Raw genomic sequence first — 15,426 nt, forward strand, 5'->3', positions numbered from 1 at the left:
ACCCGTGAAGGTCACGCATTCGACGCGAGAACGCCAGTTCCCAGCTGAAACCGACCCCACGACTGCCCGGACCGCGGAGCCGCAGCCCGCGCGGTGACGGCACACGCGCGTGAGGAGGCCCTCCCGGAATGGCGAATTCCCGGGAGGGCCTCCTCACGTGTATGCGGTGCCGTCAGCACTTCTCGCGCAGCGAGTGGAGGTGCTCGCTGGAGCGGCGCGCGAAGGTGAAGGACTCGGTCGGGTTGTCGTGCTCGGCCTGCCAGTGGTGGGCCAGCCGCTCCCCGCGCAGCCGGGTCACGGCGGAGATGAACCGCTGGTAGTCGATGTCGCCGTCGCCGACATCGGTCATGCGGTAGCCGTACTGGTTGCCCGGGTCGCTGACGCCGTCCTTCACATGGAAGAGCGGGTAGCGGTGGGGCTGCCTGAGTACGTAGTTCAGCGGCTCGAAGGGCGCGGGGGTGCCGTCGGGACGCTTGGAGAAACGGAACTGGCCGGAGTAGGCCCAGAAGATGTCCATCTCCAGGTACACGAGCTTGGGATCGGTCTCGGCGAGGAGTACGTCGTAGAGGCGGACCTTGGGGTTGTCGGTGGCGAAGGAGAACTCCTCGGAGTGGTTGTGCTGGTAGAACTTCATGCCGCGTGCCCTGGCCGCCGCGCCGTACGTGTTGAACTCCTCCGCCGCCCGCTTCCAGGCGTCGACGGTGGAGCCGTAGCGGAACGGGCCGGAGGCGGTGCCGATGTGCTTGAGGCCGAGGGCCTGGGCGTCGTCGAGGACCTTGTCGAGGTTCTGCGCGAAGGTGTACGCGTTCGGGTCGCTGGAGTAGTAGCCGACGTGGCTGCCGATCGGGTTCAGGCCGTTGTTCCTGGCCAGTCGCTTGAGCTGGGCGAGGGTGATGGGGCCGGCGGAGCCCTGGGTGTATCCGGCGAACTCGACCTCGTCGTAGCCGTACTTCTTCAGTTCGGCGAAGACGGGTGCGAAGCCCAGCGTGGAGACCTTGTCGCGCAGGCTGTAGAGCTGGATGCCGAGTCGGCCGGGCGGCAGGACGGGACGGCCCCGGCCCGCGCCGCCGGACGCGGTCTGGGTGGCGGCACCGGCGGGGGCCGCGGCGGCGCCCAGGAGCGCGGCGGCGGTGGCGCCCGCGGCCACGCCGAGCATGTTCCGTCTGCTGAGGCGGTGGGCGAGTTCGGGGTCGGTGTGGTGAGTGCGGCTCATTGCTGGAACTCCTCGGGATCGGAGGGCGTTGTCAGTGGTGAGTGCTTCACTTGTGACCAGTCAGGAGAGACCGGCCAGTTGGAGCAGGAGTGCTTTCACGTCGGTGGCCGCGATACGGCCGTCGACGGCACGGGGGGTGGAGCAGATGAGGAGCGGACCGTCGTCGTCGCTCGCCGGAAGGCGGCCGTGGCTGCCGCGAATAGGTGAGGGATCCAGGGGCACGACCGCCATGCGGTAGCGCAGGCCGAGTTTCTTGCGGGCCAGTGCGGTCGCCGCCTTGACCTTGACGTAGGGGTCGCGCGGATCCATGAAGAGTTCGACCGGGTCGTATCCGGGTTTGCGGTGGATCTCGACGAGCTGTGCGAAGTCGGGCGCGTGTGCGTCGTCGAGCCAGTAGTAGTACGTGAACCAGGCGTCCGGCTCCGCCACGGCGACGAGTTCGCCGGCGCGCGGATGGTCGAGATGGTGGGTCTTCTTGCCCTCGTCGTCGAGGAGTTGCTCGATCCCTGGCAGGTCGGCGAGCGCTTCCTTCACGGTCTCCAGATCCTCCGGTCTCCGCACATAGATGTGGGCGATCTGGTGGTCGGCGACGGCGAAGGCGCGTGACGCCATCGGGTCGAGGTACTCCATGCCGTCCTGGGTGTGCACTTCGAGCAAGCCTGCGCGGCGCAGGGCCCGGTTGATGTCGACGGGCCGGTCGACACGGGTGATGCCGTACTCGGAGAGCGCGACGACGGTACGGCCTTCGGCCCGGGCGTCGTCCAGGAGCGGGGCCATGGCCGCGTCGAGGTCGGCGGCGGCCTTCAGGGAGCGTGGGTCGTCGGGGCCGAAGCGCTGCAGGTCGTAGTCGAGATGGGGGAGGTAGCACAGAGCCAGGTCGGGCCGGCGGGTGCGCAGGATGTGCCGGGTCGCGTCGATGATCCAGCGGCTGGAGGTGAGGTCGGCGCCGGGGCCCCAGAAGTGGAACAGGGGGAACGTGCCGAACCGGGTGGTGAGTTCGTCGTGCAGGGCCGGGGGCCGGGTGTAGCAGTCGGGTTCCTTACGGCCGTCGGAGTAGTAGATCGGACGGGGAGTGACGGTGATGTCGGTGTCGGCGCCCATGGCGTACCACCAGCAGATGTTGGCGACCGTGTAGCCGGGGTGCGCGCGGCGGGCGGCGTCCCACAGTTTGTCGCCGGCGACGAGTCCGTTGTGCTGCCGCCACAGGAGTACGTCGCCGAGTTCACGGAAGTACCAACCGTTGCCGACGATGCCGTGCTCGGCGGGGAGGGTGCCGGTCAGGAAGGTGGACTGGGCGGCGCAGGTGACAGCGGGTAGGACGGTACCCAGTGGGGCACGGGAGCCGGACTGGCCGAGGGCTTTGAGGTGGGGCATGTGGTCGAGGAGGCGGGGGGTGAGGCCTACGACGTCCAGGACGAGGAGGGGGATGGGGTCGGTGGGTGCGGGGGCACTGCGTGCGCGCTCAGGGGGTGCGGGGTCACTGGGTGCGGGGTCACTGGGTGCGGGGTCAGGAGGGACGAGGTCAGTGGGCGCGGGGTCCGGAGGTACGGGCTCTGGTGGTGCCGGGGTTGGAGGCGACGGGGCCTCCGAGGGTGCCGGGGGCTCCGACTGTGCGGGGGCCTTCGGCGGTACGGGGTCTTCGCCGGCGGGGCCGGGGCTCATGGCAGCTCCTTCAGGCCCAGGTCAGTCAAAAGGTCGCGGGCGAGGGTGAGTTCGGCGGCTATGCCGTCGGCGAGCTGGGCGCGGGCGCGGGGCCGTAGTTCGGGCGGGAGGGCCTGCCAGGTGTAGGTCTCGACCTCCAGATGGCGGGTGAGGGGGTGCGGGCCGCCGACGAGCCGGGTCAGGGCGGACTTGAGTACGGGGAGTGTGGAGGTGAGGGGTGCGGCGGGGGCCGCGTGGAGCGGGACGTGGAAGTGGGCGCGCCACGCGGAGGCGTCGGGCAGGGTGTCGCCCTTGAGGGCCTCGCCCAGGTCGTCCGTGCCGCGCAGTCCGGCGGCGGTGGCCGTGCGGGTCTGGTGCAGGAAGCGGGGTTCGTCGAAGGCGGCGAGGGCCTCGCGGACTTCGGGGAGATGGGGGTGTTCGGCGTGCAGGGCGGCTGAGAGCTGGGACTTGACGACGGGGACGCGGGCCTCGGTGAGCGCGTCCAGGGCGGTGTGCGGATCTTCGAAGGAGGTGGCGAGGTGGCAGGTGTCGACGCAGATGCCGATGCGGTCGTGGCCGATCGCGGTGAGCGGGGCGATGGCGTCGGCGGTGGTCTCGACGGTGCAGCCGGGTTCCGGTTCCAGTCCGACGCGGATGGAGCGGCCGGTGAGTTCGGCGAGGGCGTCGAGGCGTTCCGCGAGGGTGCCCAGGGCGGTCATGGCCGTGGCCGCGCGTTCGCCGTCGTATGCGGTGCGCCAGGCGAGCGGCAGGGTGGAGATGCTGCCCTCGGTGACGTCGTCGGGGAGGAGGCCGGCGAGGACCCGGGCCAGGTCGGTGGTGTGGGCGAGCCGCTCGGGGTCGGCCCAGTCGGGCTTGTAGACGCGGTACTTGACCTCCTCGGCGCCGAAGCCCTCGTAGGGGAAGCCGTTGAGGGTGACGACCTCGAGGCCGCGCCGGTCGAGTTCGGTGCGCAGGCCGCGCAGGGCGGAGGGGTCGGTGACCAGGGCGTGGGCGGCGTCCTTGGCCAGCCACAGTCCGATGCCGAGGCGGTCGCGGCCGAGGCGTCGGCGTACGGGTTCGCAGTGGTCGCGGAGTTGGGTGAGGACTCCGTCGAGGGTTTCGGCGGGGTGGACGTTGGTGCAGTAGGCGAGGTGGACGGTGGAGCCGTCGGGGTGGCGGAAGCGCATCGTTCACTCCCCGCCGCGCAGGATGGAGTTGCCCTCGTGGGTGGCGTCGGTCGCCTCGACTTCGAGGTCCAGCCGGCCGCTGAGGCCGTAGAAGGCGACCGGGTTGCGCCACAGGACGCGGTCGACGTCGTCCTCGGTGAAGCCCTCCGCGAGCATCAGGTCGCCGACCTTGCGGGTCTTGAGGGGGTCGCTTCTGCCCCAGTCGGCGGCGGAGTTGACCAGCATCTGCTCGGGCCCGTAGGCGCGGAGGATCGCGACCATCCGTTCCTCGTCCATCTTGGTCTCCGGATAGACCGAGAAGCCGAGCCAGCAGCCGGCGTCCTTGGCCTCCTTGACGGTGGTCTCGTTGAGATGGTCGAGCAGGACGTGCTCCGGGGGCAGCGCGGACTCCCGTACGGCGTCGAGGGTGCGGCGCAGGCCGGCGAGTTTGTCGCGGTGCGGGGTGTGGACGAGCGCGGGCAGCTCGTGGTCGGCGGCGAGCTGGAGTTGCGCGGCGAGGGCGGTGTCCTCGGCGGGGGTCATCGAGTCGTAGCCGATCTCGCCGACGGCGACGACGCGGTCCTTGACGAGGTACCGGGGGAGTTCGTCGAGGACGGGGGCGCAGCGCGGGTCGTTGGCCTCCTTGGGGTTGAGGGCGATCGTGCAGTGGTGGGCGATGCCGTGCTGGGCGGCGCGGAAGGGTTCCCAGCCCAGGAGGGAGTCGAAGTAGTCGAGGAAGGAGGCGGGTGAGGTGCGGGGCTGGCCGAGCCAGAAGGAGGGTTCTACGACGGCGCGGACACCTGCGGTGTGCATGGCCTGGTAGTCGTCGGTGGTCCGTGACGTCATATGGATGTGGGGGTCGAAGATGCGCATCAGGACTCCTTGGCTTCGGACGCCGTCAGGGCCAGGACTCGGTGCAGGTCCTCGGGGACGGGGCGGCCGGCGGCGGTGCGTTCGGCGGCGTAGTCGTCGAGCATGCGGGCGAGTTCGGTGTCGGCGCGGGCCCGGTGGTGGAGGTCGGCCACGGCGTCGACGGGCACTCCGGTGAACAGGCACTTCAGTACGGCGTGGCGCCAGTTGTGGGCGTCCAGGTGCCGGGCGGCGTACGGGCCGACGGCTGCGGCGACGAGGCGGGTGTCGTTGGTGCGCAGGGCGTCCTCGACGAGGGGGAGGGCGTCGGGGCCGGGAACCAGGTGGGGCAGGGCGTGCAGGACGGCTCGGCGTTCGGCGGCGGTGCCCTGCCGGTAGACGCGGGTGAGGGCGTCCGGGCCGGCTTGGGCGGCATGCAGGATCAGGACTCGTACGGCGTCCGCGTGATCGGTGCCGCAGCGGCGACCGGCCTCGGCCAGGAGCAACTCCCAGGCGGAGATGGGCCCGTGGGCGCCGGAGCGGGCGGCTGCCTCGTCCAGGGCGCGGGCGAGCCAGGCGCGGGCGGGTTCGGTGAGGTGGGCGGTGAGTTGGGTGCGGAGGTCGGTGAGGTGGGTGCCAGGGCCGACGTGGGGCTGGGTCATGGGGTGCTCCCTTCGGCGACTGACGTTGGAGCTGGTGCCGTCGGGGCGGAGGGCGCCGTTCGGCGGAGGAAGTGGAGGGAGTGTTCGGCGTAGTGGGGGCCCGCGTGGGAGTGGCGGGGGAGTTCCACGACGGTCAGGCCCTGGTAGCCGGTGGCGGACAGGGCGGCCAGTACGGGCGGGAAGTCGATCTCTCCGTCGCCGAAGGGGAGGTGTTCGTGGATTCCGCGGCGCATGTCCTCGATCTGGACGTGGCGCAGCCAGGGTGCGGCGGCGCGGACGCAGTCGGCGGGAGGGAGTGGTTCGAGGCACTGGCAGTGGCCGATGTCGAGGGTGAGGCCGAGGGGCTCCGGGTCGTCGAGTGCGTGACGGAGGTGGTGGAAGTCGGCGATGGTGGCGAGGAGTTGGCCGGGTTCGGGTTCGACGGCGAGCGGGACGCCTGCCGCTGTGGCCGCGTCCAGGACGGGGATGAGGGCGTCGGTCAGTCGGTGCCAGGCGGTGTCCGGGTCCGTGTCGGCGGGGGTGATGCCGCTGAAGCAGTGCACGGCGTGGGCGCCGAGGTCCGCGGCGACTCGCACGGCCCGGAGCAGGAGGTCGACGCGTCGTCGGCGGTCGTCCGGGTCGGGGTCGAGGAGGGAGGGGCCGTGTTTGCGGCGCGGGTCGAGTACATAGCGGGCGCCGGTCTCCACTGTGACGCCCAGGCCGAGGGTGTCCAGGCGGCGGGCGAGTTGTCGGGTACGGGCGGGAAGGTCGGGGGCCAGCGGGTCGAGATGCATGTGGTCGAGGGTCAGGCCGACGCCGTCATAGCCGAGGTCGGCGAGCAGGCCGAGGGCGTCGTCGAGGCGGAGGTCGGCGAGGCCGTTGGTTCCGTAGCCGAAGCGGAGGGGGGTGGCGGCGGAGGCGTCGTACGGTGCGTTGGACCGAGCGCGTGCCCGGTCGCCCCTGGCCTGGGCGCCGCCTCGGAGGGTCCCGCCGGATCGCGTGTTCACCGGCGTTCCCCGTCCCCGTCGGCCGGTCGCGTGCCCAGGGGTCCCCTAGGCCGGGGTCCCTCCGCCCAGGCTTCCGCGTCCTGGCCCGGCCCCACACCCGAAGGGCCAGCCGATCCCGAGGGCTCGGCGGGAGCAGTGGGCCCGGCCGATCCCGCAAGCCCCGCCAGTTCAATAGGTCCCACCAGCTCCGACAGCCCCGCCGCCCCTTCCCCACCCCCCAACCGCCCCGCGAACCCCACCAACTCCGCGTACTGCTCCCCCAGCCCCGACGGGCCCTCGCCCACCGGGTCCTTGAAGTAGAAGCCGAGTTCGCTCAGGGGGCCGGAGAGGCCGGCCTCGTGGGCGCGGGCAGTGAGGCGGGCCAGGTCTAGGACGAGTGGGGCTGCCAGGGCCGAGTCGCAGCCCTGCCAAGTGGTCTGGAGGACCATGCGGGTGCCGAGGAAGCCGTCGAAGGCGATGTGGTCCCACGCGGTTTTCCAGTCGCCGAGGGACGGGACGTCGTCGATGTGGACCGTGCCCTCCGGTGTTGTGCCCAACGTGTCGGCGAGGACGCGTTCCTTGCCTGCGTTCTTCGCAGCGGCCGCGGCGGGGTCGGCGAGGGACGCCCCGTCGCCGCCGCCGAGGAGGTTGGTGCCCGACCAGGCTCGGACCTCCAGGGCCCGTTGCGTGAACATCGGGCCGAGGACCGATCTGAGGAGCGTCTGGCCTGTTTTGCCGTCTCGGCCTGCGTAGGGGAGACCGCTCGTCTCCGCCGCCCGGGCCAGCGCCGGGTGGTGCAGGCCTGTCGACGGGGTGAAGTTGACGTAAGGGCAGCCCGCGCGCAGGGCCGCTGCCGCGTAGAGCGAGCTGGGCGGGAGTGCGGTGCCGGTCGGGGTGGGCTCCGTGGAGGCCACGTTCACCACCACCGCCCGGGCGAGGGCGTGGCGTCGTACGAAGTCCTGGATGTCCGCGGCGAAGGCCGCCACCAGGTCGTCAGGCGTTCGGTCAAGCTCATCTGGAGTGGGCGCGCCGGGTCTGATCTCCCGTTCCGCTGCGGCCAGTTCGGCGGCGATCGCCGACGTGAGGCCGTACGGCAGGACTCCTGCCGCCGTCAGTGCCTCCGCGCGTTTCGGGAGTGGGCAGTCCATCGTGTCGTGTCCGCCGAAGACGAGGGCGGACAGGGGTGGGAGGCCGCAGTCGGTGAACGGGGGTGTTTCGGTGACCATGCCGGTGGGGCGGTGCAGGCCCGCTGTCACGGCGGCGCAGCCCGCGACGACGGTGGTGGCGACGGAGCCGCGGGCTCCGATCAGCCATACCCCCACACGGGTTCGAGGTTGGGACGACGACGTGGACATGGGCAGCGGCCTCCTTGTCGTTCACGCGCTCCGGCGGCGGGCCGGGTGGAAGGCGGCGGGCGGGGGTCCGGCGTCCCCCGCCCGCCGCCGCTCAGTGGCCCGTGGTGGCCGGGGTCGCCGGCGTGTTCGCGGGCATGACGGGCAGTTCCTTGATCCGGATGTCACGGAAGGACACCTGGTCGTCGGCTCCGTGGTTCTGGATGCCGATGTGGCCGTCCCGCAGGCTGCGGGCCGGATCGGTGTTGGTGAAATCGTTGATCTGCACGCCGTTGAGCCAGACGCGGAGGCGTTCGCCCTCCACGCGGATCTCGTACGTGTTCCACTCCCCCGGCGGATTCAGCGCGCGGTCGCGCTTCTTCACGTCGGCGGACTTGAACCCGTACACGGCCCCGGTGGTGCGGTCGGGGGCGTCGGTGGCGTCGATCTGGATCTCGTAGCCCTGGGAGACGGCCGACCAGGGGTCGTCCGAGGGCGGGAAGCCCACGAACACCCCGGAGTTGTCGTCGCCGTGGGCCTTCCAGTCGAGCTTCAGCGAGTAGGCGCCGAAGCTCCGGTCGGCGTACCAGAGCATCCCCATCCCGCCCGACGACGTGAGTGTGCCGTCGTCGGAGAGGGTGAAGGTGCCCGGACCCGCCTGTCTCCAGCCCGTCTGGGAGGTGCCGTCGAAGAGCGGCTGGTAACCGTTCTCCGGGCGGCAGTCCGCCTGGGCCTTGCCGGTGGCCCAGCGCAGGGCGCCCAACAGGTGCTGCCGGAGGGCGGGTTCGGCGTACGCGGATGGCAGGTGGCCGACGCCGGTGTAGAAGGAGTGTCCGCCCGCGTAGTTCTGGCACCAGGCGATCGGATGGTCGCCGTTCATCGTGCCGCCGGTGTACGAGGACTCGTCGAGGGAGGCCAGGACGCGTACCGAACTCCGGGGGTTGGAGCGGTAGTTGTACCACTCGTCGGTACGGTTCCAGTCCGCGCCCAGGGCCGAGGTGGCCGGGTGGGCGCGGTCCTCGACCACTGTCCGGGCCGGCTGGATCGCCGGGTGGCCCTGGAAGTAGGCGCCGACGAGGCCACCGTAGAACTGCCAGTCGTACTCCGTGTCGGCAGCCGCGTGGATGCCCACATAGCCGCCGCCGCGGTGGATGTAGCTTTCGAAGGAACGTTGTTGACGGTCCGTCAGGACATCGCCGGTCGTCGAGAGGAAGACGACGGCCGCGTACCGGCGGAGGTTCGCCGGGTTGAACGCGGTCGCGTCCTCCGTCGCGTCGACCCGGAAGCCGGCGCTCGCGCCGAGTTCCTTGAGTGCTGCGATGCCGTCGGGGATCGAGTCGTGCCGGAAGGCCGCCGTCTTGGAGAAGACGAGCACCCGGTCGGTGTGTCGTGGTGCGGGCTTGGAGGCGGCCGGGGTCGACACGCATCCGAGGAGCAGTGCCGTGCCCACAACAGCGGTGATGGTTCGGCCTGTTGGTCGCATGGCGCACTCCCCTCAGCCAGTGGTGAAGTGGAAGTCGTCGACCTCGTAGAGGTCGCCGCTCGTCGCTCCCTTGAAGACCAGGTAGAAGGTGGTCGTGCCCTTCGGGGTGTGGGAGAGGGTGGCGGTGACGTCCTGGTAGGTGTCCCAGCCGCCGGTCGTCGGTACGGTCGTACGGCCCAGCACCTTGCCGGTCGGTGAGCCCGCGCGGATCTCCAGCCTGCCGCCCGCGCCGGCGGAGGCGACGCGTGCCGTGAGCGACTTGGCGTTGCTCAGGACGTACGGCGTGAAGGCGATCCAGTCGCCGTTGTCGATGTCGCCGACGGTCTTGGCGCCGTTGGCCGACTCGCGTGAACTCACCGTCGTACCCGAGGAGTTGTTGAAGTGCTCGGCCTGGCGGTGGGTGGGCTGGACGACGTTCTGGTCGTGGGTGGTCAGAGGTGCCTGGCCGCCGCCTCCGAGGTCGGTGTACTGGGCGTCGAAGACCCCGAAGATGTTGGCGTTGGGGTCGTGGCCGCCGTCGGCGCTGGTCTGGATGGTGCCGGAGCAGCCGTTGGCCGAGGTCTGCGGGTGGCCGTGGCTGTCGTGCCCGAGGATGAAGGTGACCTCGACCTTCGTGCAGTCGATGTTCCGGCCGTCCTCGCGGTCGGTGACCTTCACCTGGAACGGAATGGCGTCGCCGAACTCGAACAGCTGGCCGTCCTGCGGGAGTTGGAGGACCACCTTGGGCGCGGTGTTGCCGACGACGACCTGGACGCTCGCGCCGCCGGTGCGACCGGAGGCGTCCTTGGCGGTCACCGTCGCCGTGTACGTGCCGTTCGTCCTGTACTTGTGGGTGGGGTTCGCCGAGGTCGACGTACCGCCGTCGCCGAAGTCCCAGCTGTACGTGAGGGCGTCGCCGTCCTGGTCGGTGGTGCCGGCGGAGGAGAACTTCACCTTCAGCGGGGCCTGTCCGGAGGTGACGTCGGCGGCGGCCTGCGCGACCGGGGAGTGGCCGTCGGTGGCGTTCTCGATGCGGTACAGGGCGGAGTTCTCGTCGCCGCCGAACCAGGCGAGGCCGTAGTCGAGGACGTACAGCGCGCCGTCGGGCCCGAAGGCCATGTCCATCACCTGGGTGCCGGTCCACGGGATGTCGTTGATGGACTGGACGGTCCCGTCGGCGTCGCTGCTGATGCGCTTGATCCAGCGGCGGCCGAACTCACCGGCGAAGAAGTCGCCGTCGTAGGCCTCCGGGAACTTGACCGGGGAGTCGAGCGCGGGGTCGTAGTGGTAGACCGGGCCGCCCATCGGGGACTCGGAGCCGTCGCCGAACTCCGGTACGGACGGGCCGTTGTACGGGATCCAGGCGGCCTGCGCCGGGGGAAGGTCGGTGAGGCCGGTGTTGTTGGGCGAGGTGTTCTTCGGGGCGGCGCAGTCGAACTTGGCGCCCGAGGTGCCGGTCGCGAAGTCGTAGTCGACGTAGGGGTCGTTGGCGCCGGTGCAGTAGGGCCAGCCGTAGTTGCCGGGGCCGGTCACGCGGGCGAACTCGACCTGGCCGGCGGGGCCTCGGTTCGGGTCGGCGGCGCCCGCGTCGGGGCCGTACTCACCGATGTAGAGGATGCCGGTCGCTTTGTCGACGCTGAAGCGGAACGGGTTGCGGAAGCCCATCGCGTAGATCTCGGGGCGCGTCTTGTCCGTGCCGGCCGCGAACAGGTTGCCGTCCGGGACGGCGTACGAGCCGTCCGCGTTGACCTTGATGCGCAGGATCTTGCCGCGCAGGTCGTTGGTGTTGGCGGACGAACGCTGGGCGTCGAAGGCCGGGTTGCGGTTCGCGCGCTCGTCGATGGGCGTGAACCCGTCGGACTGGAAGGGGTTGGTGTCGTCGCCCGTCGACAGGTACAGGTTGCCCGCCGCGTCGAAGTCGATGTCGCCGCCGACATGGCAGCACAGGCCGCGCGAGGCCGGGACGTCGAGGATCTTCGTCTCGCTGGCGTTGTTCAGGGTGCCGTCGGCGTTGAGGACGAACCGGGAGAGCCGGTTGACGCCCTCGAAGGGCGCGAAGTCGGCCGCGGTGCCCGTCTCGGGGGCGTCGCCCGCCGGGGTGTTCAACGGGGGTGCGTAGTACAGGTAGATGAAGCGGTTGGTGCTGAACTCCGGGTCGACGCCGATGCCTTGGAGGCCTTCCTCGTCGTGGGAGTAGACGTCGAGCTTGCCGGCGAGCCGGGTGTTTCCGGCGGCGTCGGTGATGCGGAGTTCGCCGTCGCGCGAGGTGTGCAGGACCGAGCGGTCGGGGAGGACGGCGAGCGACATGGGCTCGCCGACCTCCGGTTCGCCCTTGGCGAGGGTGACCTGCTGGAAGTCCTCGGCGGCGGCTGCCGCCACGGGGGTGTCCGCCGGGTCGGCGACGGCTGCGCCGGCCTGGGGAACGGCCAGTGTCAGTGACGCTCCCGCGAGCACGGCGCCCGTGAACAGGGCGAGCGCTCTGCGGAATCCGGGGTGTCGTCTGTGACTCTCGGTTCTGCCGGTGCGGGTGGTGCCGTCTTTCGCGTGCACGAATGCCTCCGAATGGGGCTCGTTGTACATGCGGGTGCGATACGCCGGGGTGCGCCGTCACCCCGGAACATTCGGGAAGTACTCAGGTCTCGAGAAGTACTCGGGAAAGGCTCAGTCGTTGCTGCCGAACGCCGCGTCGAACGAAGCCGACGGCGGCTCGAAGTCGTACGCCTTGAGGTGCGCCAGTGCCTCGGGGGCGCCCTGGAGCCGGTCCATGCCGGCGTCCTCCCACTCCACGGAGATGGGCCCCTGGTAGCCGATGGAGCGCAGCATCCGGAAGACGTCCTCCCAGGGGACATCGCCGTGGCCCGCCGACACGAAGTCCCAGCCACGGCGCGGGTCGCCCCAGGGCAGATGCGAGCCGAGGCGGCCGTTGCGGCCGTCGAGCCGCTTGCGGGCCTCCTTGCAGTCGACGTGGTAGATCCGGTCGCGGAAGTCCCACAGGAAGCCGACCGGGTCGAGGTCCTGCCACACGAAGTGCGAGGGGTCGAAGTTCAGGCCGAACGCGGGCCGGTGGTCAACTGCCTCCAGGGCACGCTGGGTTGTCCAGTAGTCGTAGGCGATCTCGCTCGGGTGGACCTCGTGCGCGAACCGCACGCCCTGGGCGTCGAAGACGTCCAGGATCGGGTTCCAGCGGTCGGCGAAGTCCTGGTAGCCACGGTCGATCATCGACTCCGGGGCGGGCGGGAACATCGCGACCAGGTGCCAGATCGCGGAGCCGGTGAACCCGATGACGGTGTCGACGCCGAAGGCGGCCGCGGCCCGTGCGGTGTCGGCGATCTCGGCCGCCGCCCGCTGCCGTACGCCCTCCGCCTCGCCGTCGCCCCAGATGCGGGCGGGCAGGATCGCCTGGTGGCGTTCGTCGATGATGGCGTCGCAAACGGCCTGGCCGACCAGGTGGTTGGAGATCGCCCAGCACTTGAGGCCGTACTTGTCGAGGAGTTGGTGGCGGCCGTCCAGGTAGGAGGGGTCCGCGAGCGCCTTGTCGACCTCGAAGTGGTCGCCCCAGCAGGCGAGTTCGAGTCCGTCGTAGCCGAAGTCACGGGCGAGGCGGCAGACCTCTTCGAGGGGCAGGTCGGCCCACTGGCCGGTGAAGAGAGTGAAATCGCGCGGCATTCTCGTCGAGCCTCCTCAGACCGATACGGGCGAGGCCGTGGTGGGTGGGGCCGTGGTGGGTGAGACCTTGATGGGCGTGTAGACGGAGTTCTTCTCCGCGCTCTCCTCGACCGCCGCCAGGACGCGTTGCACCTGGAGGCCGTCCGCGAAGGACGGCCTGGGCCGACTGCCCGCCGCGATGGCGTGGACCAGGTCGCGGGCCTGGTGGACGAAGCTGTGCTCGTAGCCGAGGCCGTGGCCCGGCGGCCACCAGGCGTCGAGGTAGGGGTGGTCGGGTTCGGTGACGAGGATGCGGCGGAAGCCCGCGTGGGTGCCGGGTTCGGTGCCGTCGTGGTAGGCGAGTTCGTTGAGGCGCTCCAGGTCGAAGGCCAACGAGCCGTGCCCGCCGTTGAGTTCGATGCGCAGGGCGTTCTTGCGGCCGGTCGCGTACCGGGTGGCCTCGAAGGAGGCGAGGGCGCCCGAGGGGAAGCGGCCGGTGAACAGGGCCGCGTCGTCGACGGTGACCTGTCCGACACCGGCGGTTGCGGCGGCGGAGAGACCGCTCGTCGGGCCGCCGGGCAACGGGCGTTCCCGTACGAAGGTTTCGGTGAGGGCGGAGACTCCGGTGAGTTCCTCGCCCGCGAGGTACTGGGCGAGGTCGACGATGTGGGCGCCCAGGTCGCCGAGCGCGCCCGACCCCGCGGCCTCCTTGCGCAGCCGCCAGGTGAGGGGGAACTCCGGGTCCACCAGCCAGTCCTGAAGGTACGTCACTCGAACGTGCCGCAGGCTGCCGAGCCTGCCCTCGGCGACCATGGAACGGGCGAGTGCGGTGGCGGGCAGGCGGCGGTAGTTGAAGCCGACCATCGCCAACTGGCCGCGTTGCTCGGCCTGTTCGGCCGCCGCCGTCATCGCCTCGGCCTCCTCGACGGAGTTCGCGAGGGGCTTCTCGCACAGGACGTGTTTGCCTGCGGCGAGGGCGGCTAGGGCGATCTCGGCGTGGCTGTCGCCGGGGGTGCAGATGTCTACGACGTCGACGTCGTCCCGTTCGATCAGGGCGCGCCAGTCGGTCTCGGCCGCGGCCCAGCCGTGGCGGTCCGCCGCGGCTTGGACGGCGTCGGCGTCACGGCCGCAGATCGCTGCGAGCAGCGGGCGCCGGGGCAGGTCGAAGACGCGGCCCGCTGTGCGCCAGCCCTGGGAGTGGGCTGCGCCCATGAACGCGTATCCGATCATGCCGATGCCCAGTGCCGGCTTGTCGGCCTCGGCGGCGTCTGCCTGCGGCTCTGCCATGCGGATGTCCTCCTCAGGTGGTGGGGGGTGGTCCAGCGGGTCGGCTGCGGGTGCGTTGTGGCTGGTCGCGCAGTTCCCCGCGCCCCTTTGGGGGCGCGGCCGAACCGCAAGCCCTGGAAGTCGCCCCCAGCCCCCGGCCCCGGTCCCTCTACTTGAAGCCCGTCGGCATGTACTGGTCGACGTTTGTCTTGTCGACGACCGCCGAATAGAGCGTGATCGATGACGGGATCTCGAACTCGGCGAGGCCGCTCACCCCCTTGGCCTGGCCCAGGGCGCGGGCCAGGTCGATGGCCGAGGCGGCCATCGTGGGTGGGTAGAGCACCGTCGCCTTCAGGACGCCGTTGTCCTGCTTGATGGCCTGGAAGGCGGAGAGGGCGCCCGCGCCGCCGACCATGAGGAAGTCGTCGCGGCCGGCCTGTTCGATGGCGCGGAGGGCGCCCACGCCCTGGTCGTCGTCGTGGTTCCACAGGGCGTTGAACTCGGGCTGGGCCTGGAGGAGTTGGGCCATCTTGGCCTGGCCCGACTCGACCGTGAACTCGGCGGCCTGGCGGGCGACCTTCTTGATGTTCGGGTAGTTCTTCAGGGCGTCGTCGAAGCCCTTGGTGCGCTGCTGGGTCAGTTCCAGGTTGTCGAGGCCCGCGAGTTCGATGACCTTGGCGCCGTCCACGTCCTTGAGCTGCTCGCCGATGTAGTGACCGGCGTTGAGGCCCATGCCGTAGTTGTCGCCGCCTATCCAACAGCGGTACGCCTGCGGGGTGTTGAAGATCCGGTCCAGGTTGACGACCGGGATTCCGGCGCGCATGGCCTTGAGGCCGACCTGGGTGAGCGCCTTGCCGTCGGCGGGCAGGATCACCAGGACGTCGACCTTCTTGTTGATCAGGGTCTCGATCTGGCCGATCTGCGCGGCGGTGTCGTTGGAGCCCTCGGTGATCTCCAGGGTCACGTCGGAGTACTTCTTGGCGCGGCTCTTGGCGTTGTCGTTGATCGCGTTGAGCCAGCCGTGGTCGGCCTGCGGTCCGGCGAAGCCGATGGTGACGGCCTTGCCGGGGGTGTCGCTGGCGGCCGGCTGCTCGTTGGTCGCGGGCTCGTCGTCGGACTCGTTGCTGGTGCAACCGGAGAGCAGGACTCCCGCCCCGACGGCGGCGGTCCCGAAGAGCAGCCCTCTGCGGCTCGTGAAAGGCGTCGACTCTGGCATGGCGGTGAAC

At 70.7% G+C, this 15,426-nt stretch carries 12 protein-coding genes; all 12 read right to left on the reverse strand.

Annotated elements, in window-relative coordinates; translation table 11 throughout:
- Window positions 1-172: 172 nt before the first annotated feature.
- The gene (locus LUX31_RS06485; protein ID WP_235473801.1) at window positions 173-1,213 is read right to left on the reverse strand and encodes a sugar phosphate isomerase/epimerase family protein; all 1,041 of its coding nucleotides are present in this window, start codon (window positions 1,211-1,213) and stop codon (window positions 173-175) included.
- 60 nt (window positions 1,214-1,273) lie between these two features.
- Window positions 1,274-2,641, reverse strand: a complete 1,368-nt coding sequence (locus LUX31_RS06490; protein ID WP_235479813.1) for a nucleotide pyrophosphatase/phosphodiesterase family protein — start codon at window positions 2,639-2,641, stop codon at window positions 1,274-1,276.
- A gap of 230 nt (window positions 2,642-2,871) precedes the next feature.
- On the reverse strand, window positions 2,872-4,041 hold the full coding sequence (gene eboE / locus LUX31_RS06495) for a metabolite traffic protein EboE (protein ID WP_235473802.1): 1,170 nt from the start codon (window positions 4,039-4,041) through the stop codon (window positions 2,872-2,874).
- Between the two features lie 3 nt (window positions 4,042-4,044).
- The gene (locus LUX31_RS06500; RefSeq protein WP_235473804.1) at window positions 4,045-4,893 is read right to left on the reverse strand and encodes a TatD family hydrolase; all 849 of its coding nucleotides are present in this window, start codon (window positions 4,891-4,893) and stop codon (window positions 4,045-4,047) included.
- Window positions 4,893-5,531, reverse strand: coding sequence for an EboA domain-containing protein (locus LUX31_RS06505; RefSeq protein ID WP_235473805.1), 639 nt, complete (start codon window positions 5,529-5,531; stop codon window positions 4,893-4,895). Before LUX31_RS06505 ends, LUX31_RS06500 begins: the two co-directional genes overlap by 1 nt.
- Window positions 5,528-6,517 (reverse strand): sugar phosphate isomerase/epimerase family protein, encoded by a 990-nt coding sequence (locus tag LUX31_RS06510; RefSeq protein ID WP_235473807.1) that lies wholly within the window; start codon window positions 6,515-6,517, stop codon window positions 5,528-5,530. The genes LUX31_RS06505 and LUX31_RS06510 overlap by 4 nt, the downstream gene beginning before the upstream one ends.
- Window positions 6,514-7,851 (reverse strand): inositol-3-phosphate synthase, encoded by a 1,338-nt coding sequence (locus LUX31_RS06515; protein ID WP_235473809.1) that lies wholly within the window; start codon window positions 7,849-7,851, stop codon window positions 6,514-6,516. The genes LUX31_RS06510 and LUX31_RS06515 overlap by 4 nt, the downstream gene beginning before the upstream one ends.
- 91 nt (window positions 7,852-7,942) lie before the next feature.
- The gene (locus tag LUX31_RS06520; RefSeq protein ID WP_235473811.1) at window positions 7,943-9,310 is read right to left on the reverse strand and encodes a ThuA domain-containing protein; all 1,368 of its coding nucleotides are present in this window, start codon (window positions 9,308-9,310) and stop codon (window positions 7,943-7,945) included.
- Between the two features lie 12 nt (window positions 9,311-9,322).
- Window positions 9,323-11,869, reverse strand: a complete 2,547-nt coding sequence (locus LUX31_RS06525) for a PQQ-dependent sugar dehydrogenase (RefSeq protein WP_235473812.1) — start codon at window positions 11,867-11,869, stop codon at window positions 9,323-9,325.
- 81 nt (window positions 11,870-11,950) lie between these two features.
- The gene (locus LUX31_RS06530) at window positions 11,951-12,955 is read right to left on the reverse strand and encodes a sugar phosphate isomerase/epimerase family protein (RefSeq protein WP_235473814.1); all 1,005 of its coding nucleotides are present in this window, start codon (window positions 12,953-12,955) and stop codon (window positions 11,951-11,953) included.
- A gap of 15 nt (window positions 12,956-12,970) precedes the next feature.
- The gene (locus tag LUX31_RS06535; RefSeq protein ID WP_235473816.1) at window positions 12,971-14,221 is read right to left on the reverse strand and encodes a Gfo/Idh/MocA family protein; all 1,251 of its coding nucleotides are present in this window, start codon (window positions 14,219-14,221) and stop codon (window positions 12,971-12,973) included.
- Between the two features lie 148 nt (window positions 14,222-14,369).
- Complete coding sequence (locus LUX31_RS06540; protein ID WP_235473817.1) at window positions 14,370-15,416, reverse strand: substrate-binding domain-containing protein; 1,047 nt, start codon at window positions 15,414-15,416, stop codon at window positions 14,370-14,372.
- Between the last annotated feature and the right edge of the window lie 10 nt (window positions 15,417-15,426).

The organism is Streptomyces sp. GQFP, from assembly GCF_021545335.1.
Classification (GTDB): domain Bacteria; phylum Actinomycetota; class Actinomycetes; order Streptomycetales; family Streptomycetaceae; genus Streptomyces.

Bases quoted from the DNA above. Each gene is read 5' to 3' on its own strand.
- LUX31_RS06485 (WP_235473801.1), bottom strand. From the start codon at position 1,213: ATGAGCCGCACTCACCACACCGACCCCGAACTCGCCCACCGCCTCAGC.
- eboE (WP_235473802.1), bottom strand. From the start codon at position 4,041: ATGCGCTTCCGCCACCCCGACGGCTCCACCGTCCACCTCGCCTACTGC.
- LUX31_RS06500 (WP_235473804.1), bottom strand. From the start codon at position 4,893: ATGCGCATCTTCGACCCCCACATCCATATGACGTCACGGACCACCGAC.
- LUX31_RS06505 (WP_235473805.1), bottom strand. From the start codon at position 5,531: ATGACCCAGCCCCACGTCGGCCCTGGCACCCACCTCACCGACCTCCGC.
- LUX31_RS06515 (WP_235473809.1), bottom strand. From the start codon at position 7,851: ATGTCCACGTCGTCGTCCCAACCTCGAACCCGTGTGGGGGTATGGCTG.
- LUX31_RS06520 (WP_235473811.1), bottom strand. From the start codon at position 9,310: ATGCGACCAACAGGCCGAACCATCACCGCTGTTGTGGGCACGGCACTG.
- LUX31_RS06525 (WP_235473812.1), bottom strand. From the start codon at position 11,869: ATGTACAACGAGCCCCATTCGGAGGCATTCGTGCACGCGAAAGACGGC.
- LUX31_RS06530 (WP_235473814.1), bottom strand. From the start codon at position 12,955: ATGCCGCGCGATTTCACTCTCTTCACCGGCCAGTGGGCCGACCTGCCC.
- LUX31_RS06535 (WP_235473816.1), bottom strand. From the start codon at position 14,221: ATGGCAGAGCCGCAGGCAGACGCCGCCGAGGCCGACAAGCCGGCACTG.
- LUX31_RS06540 (WP_235473817.1), bottom strand. From the start codon at position 15,416: ATGCCAGAGTCGACGCCTTTCACGAGCCGCAGAGGGCTGCTCTTCGGG.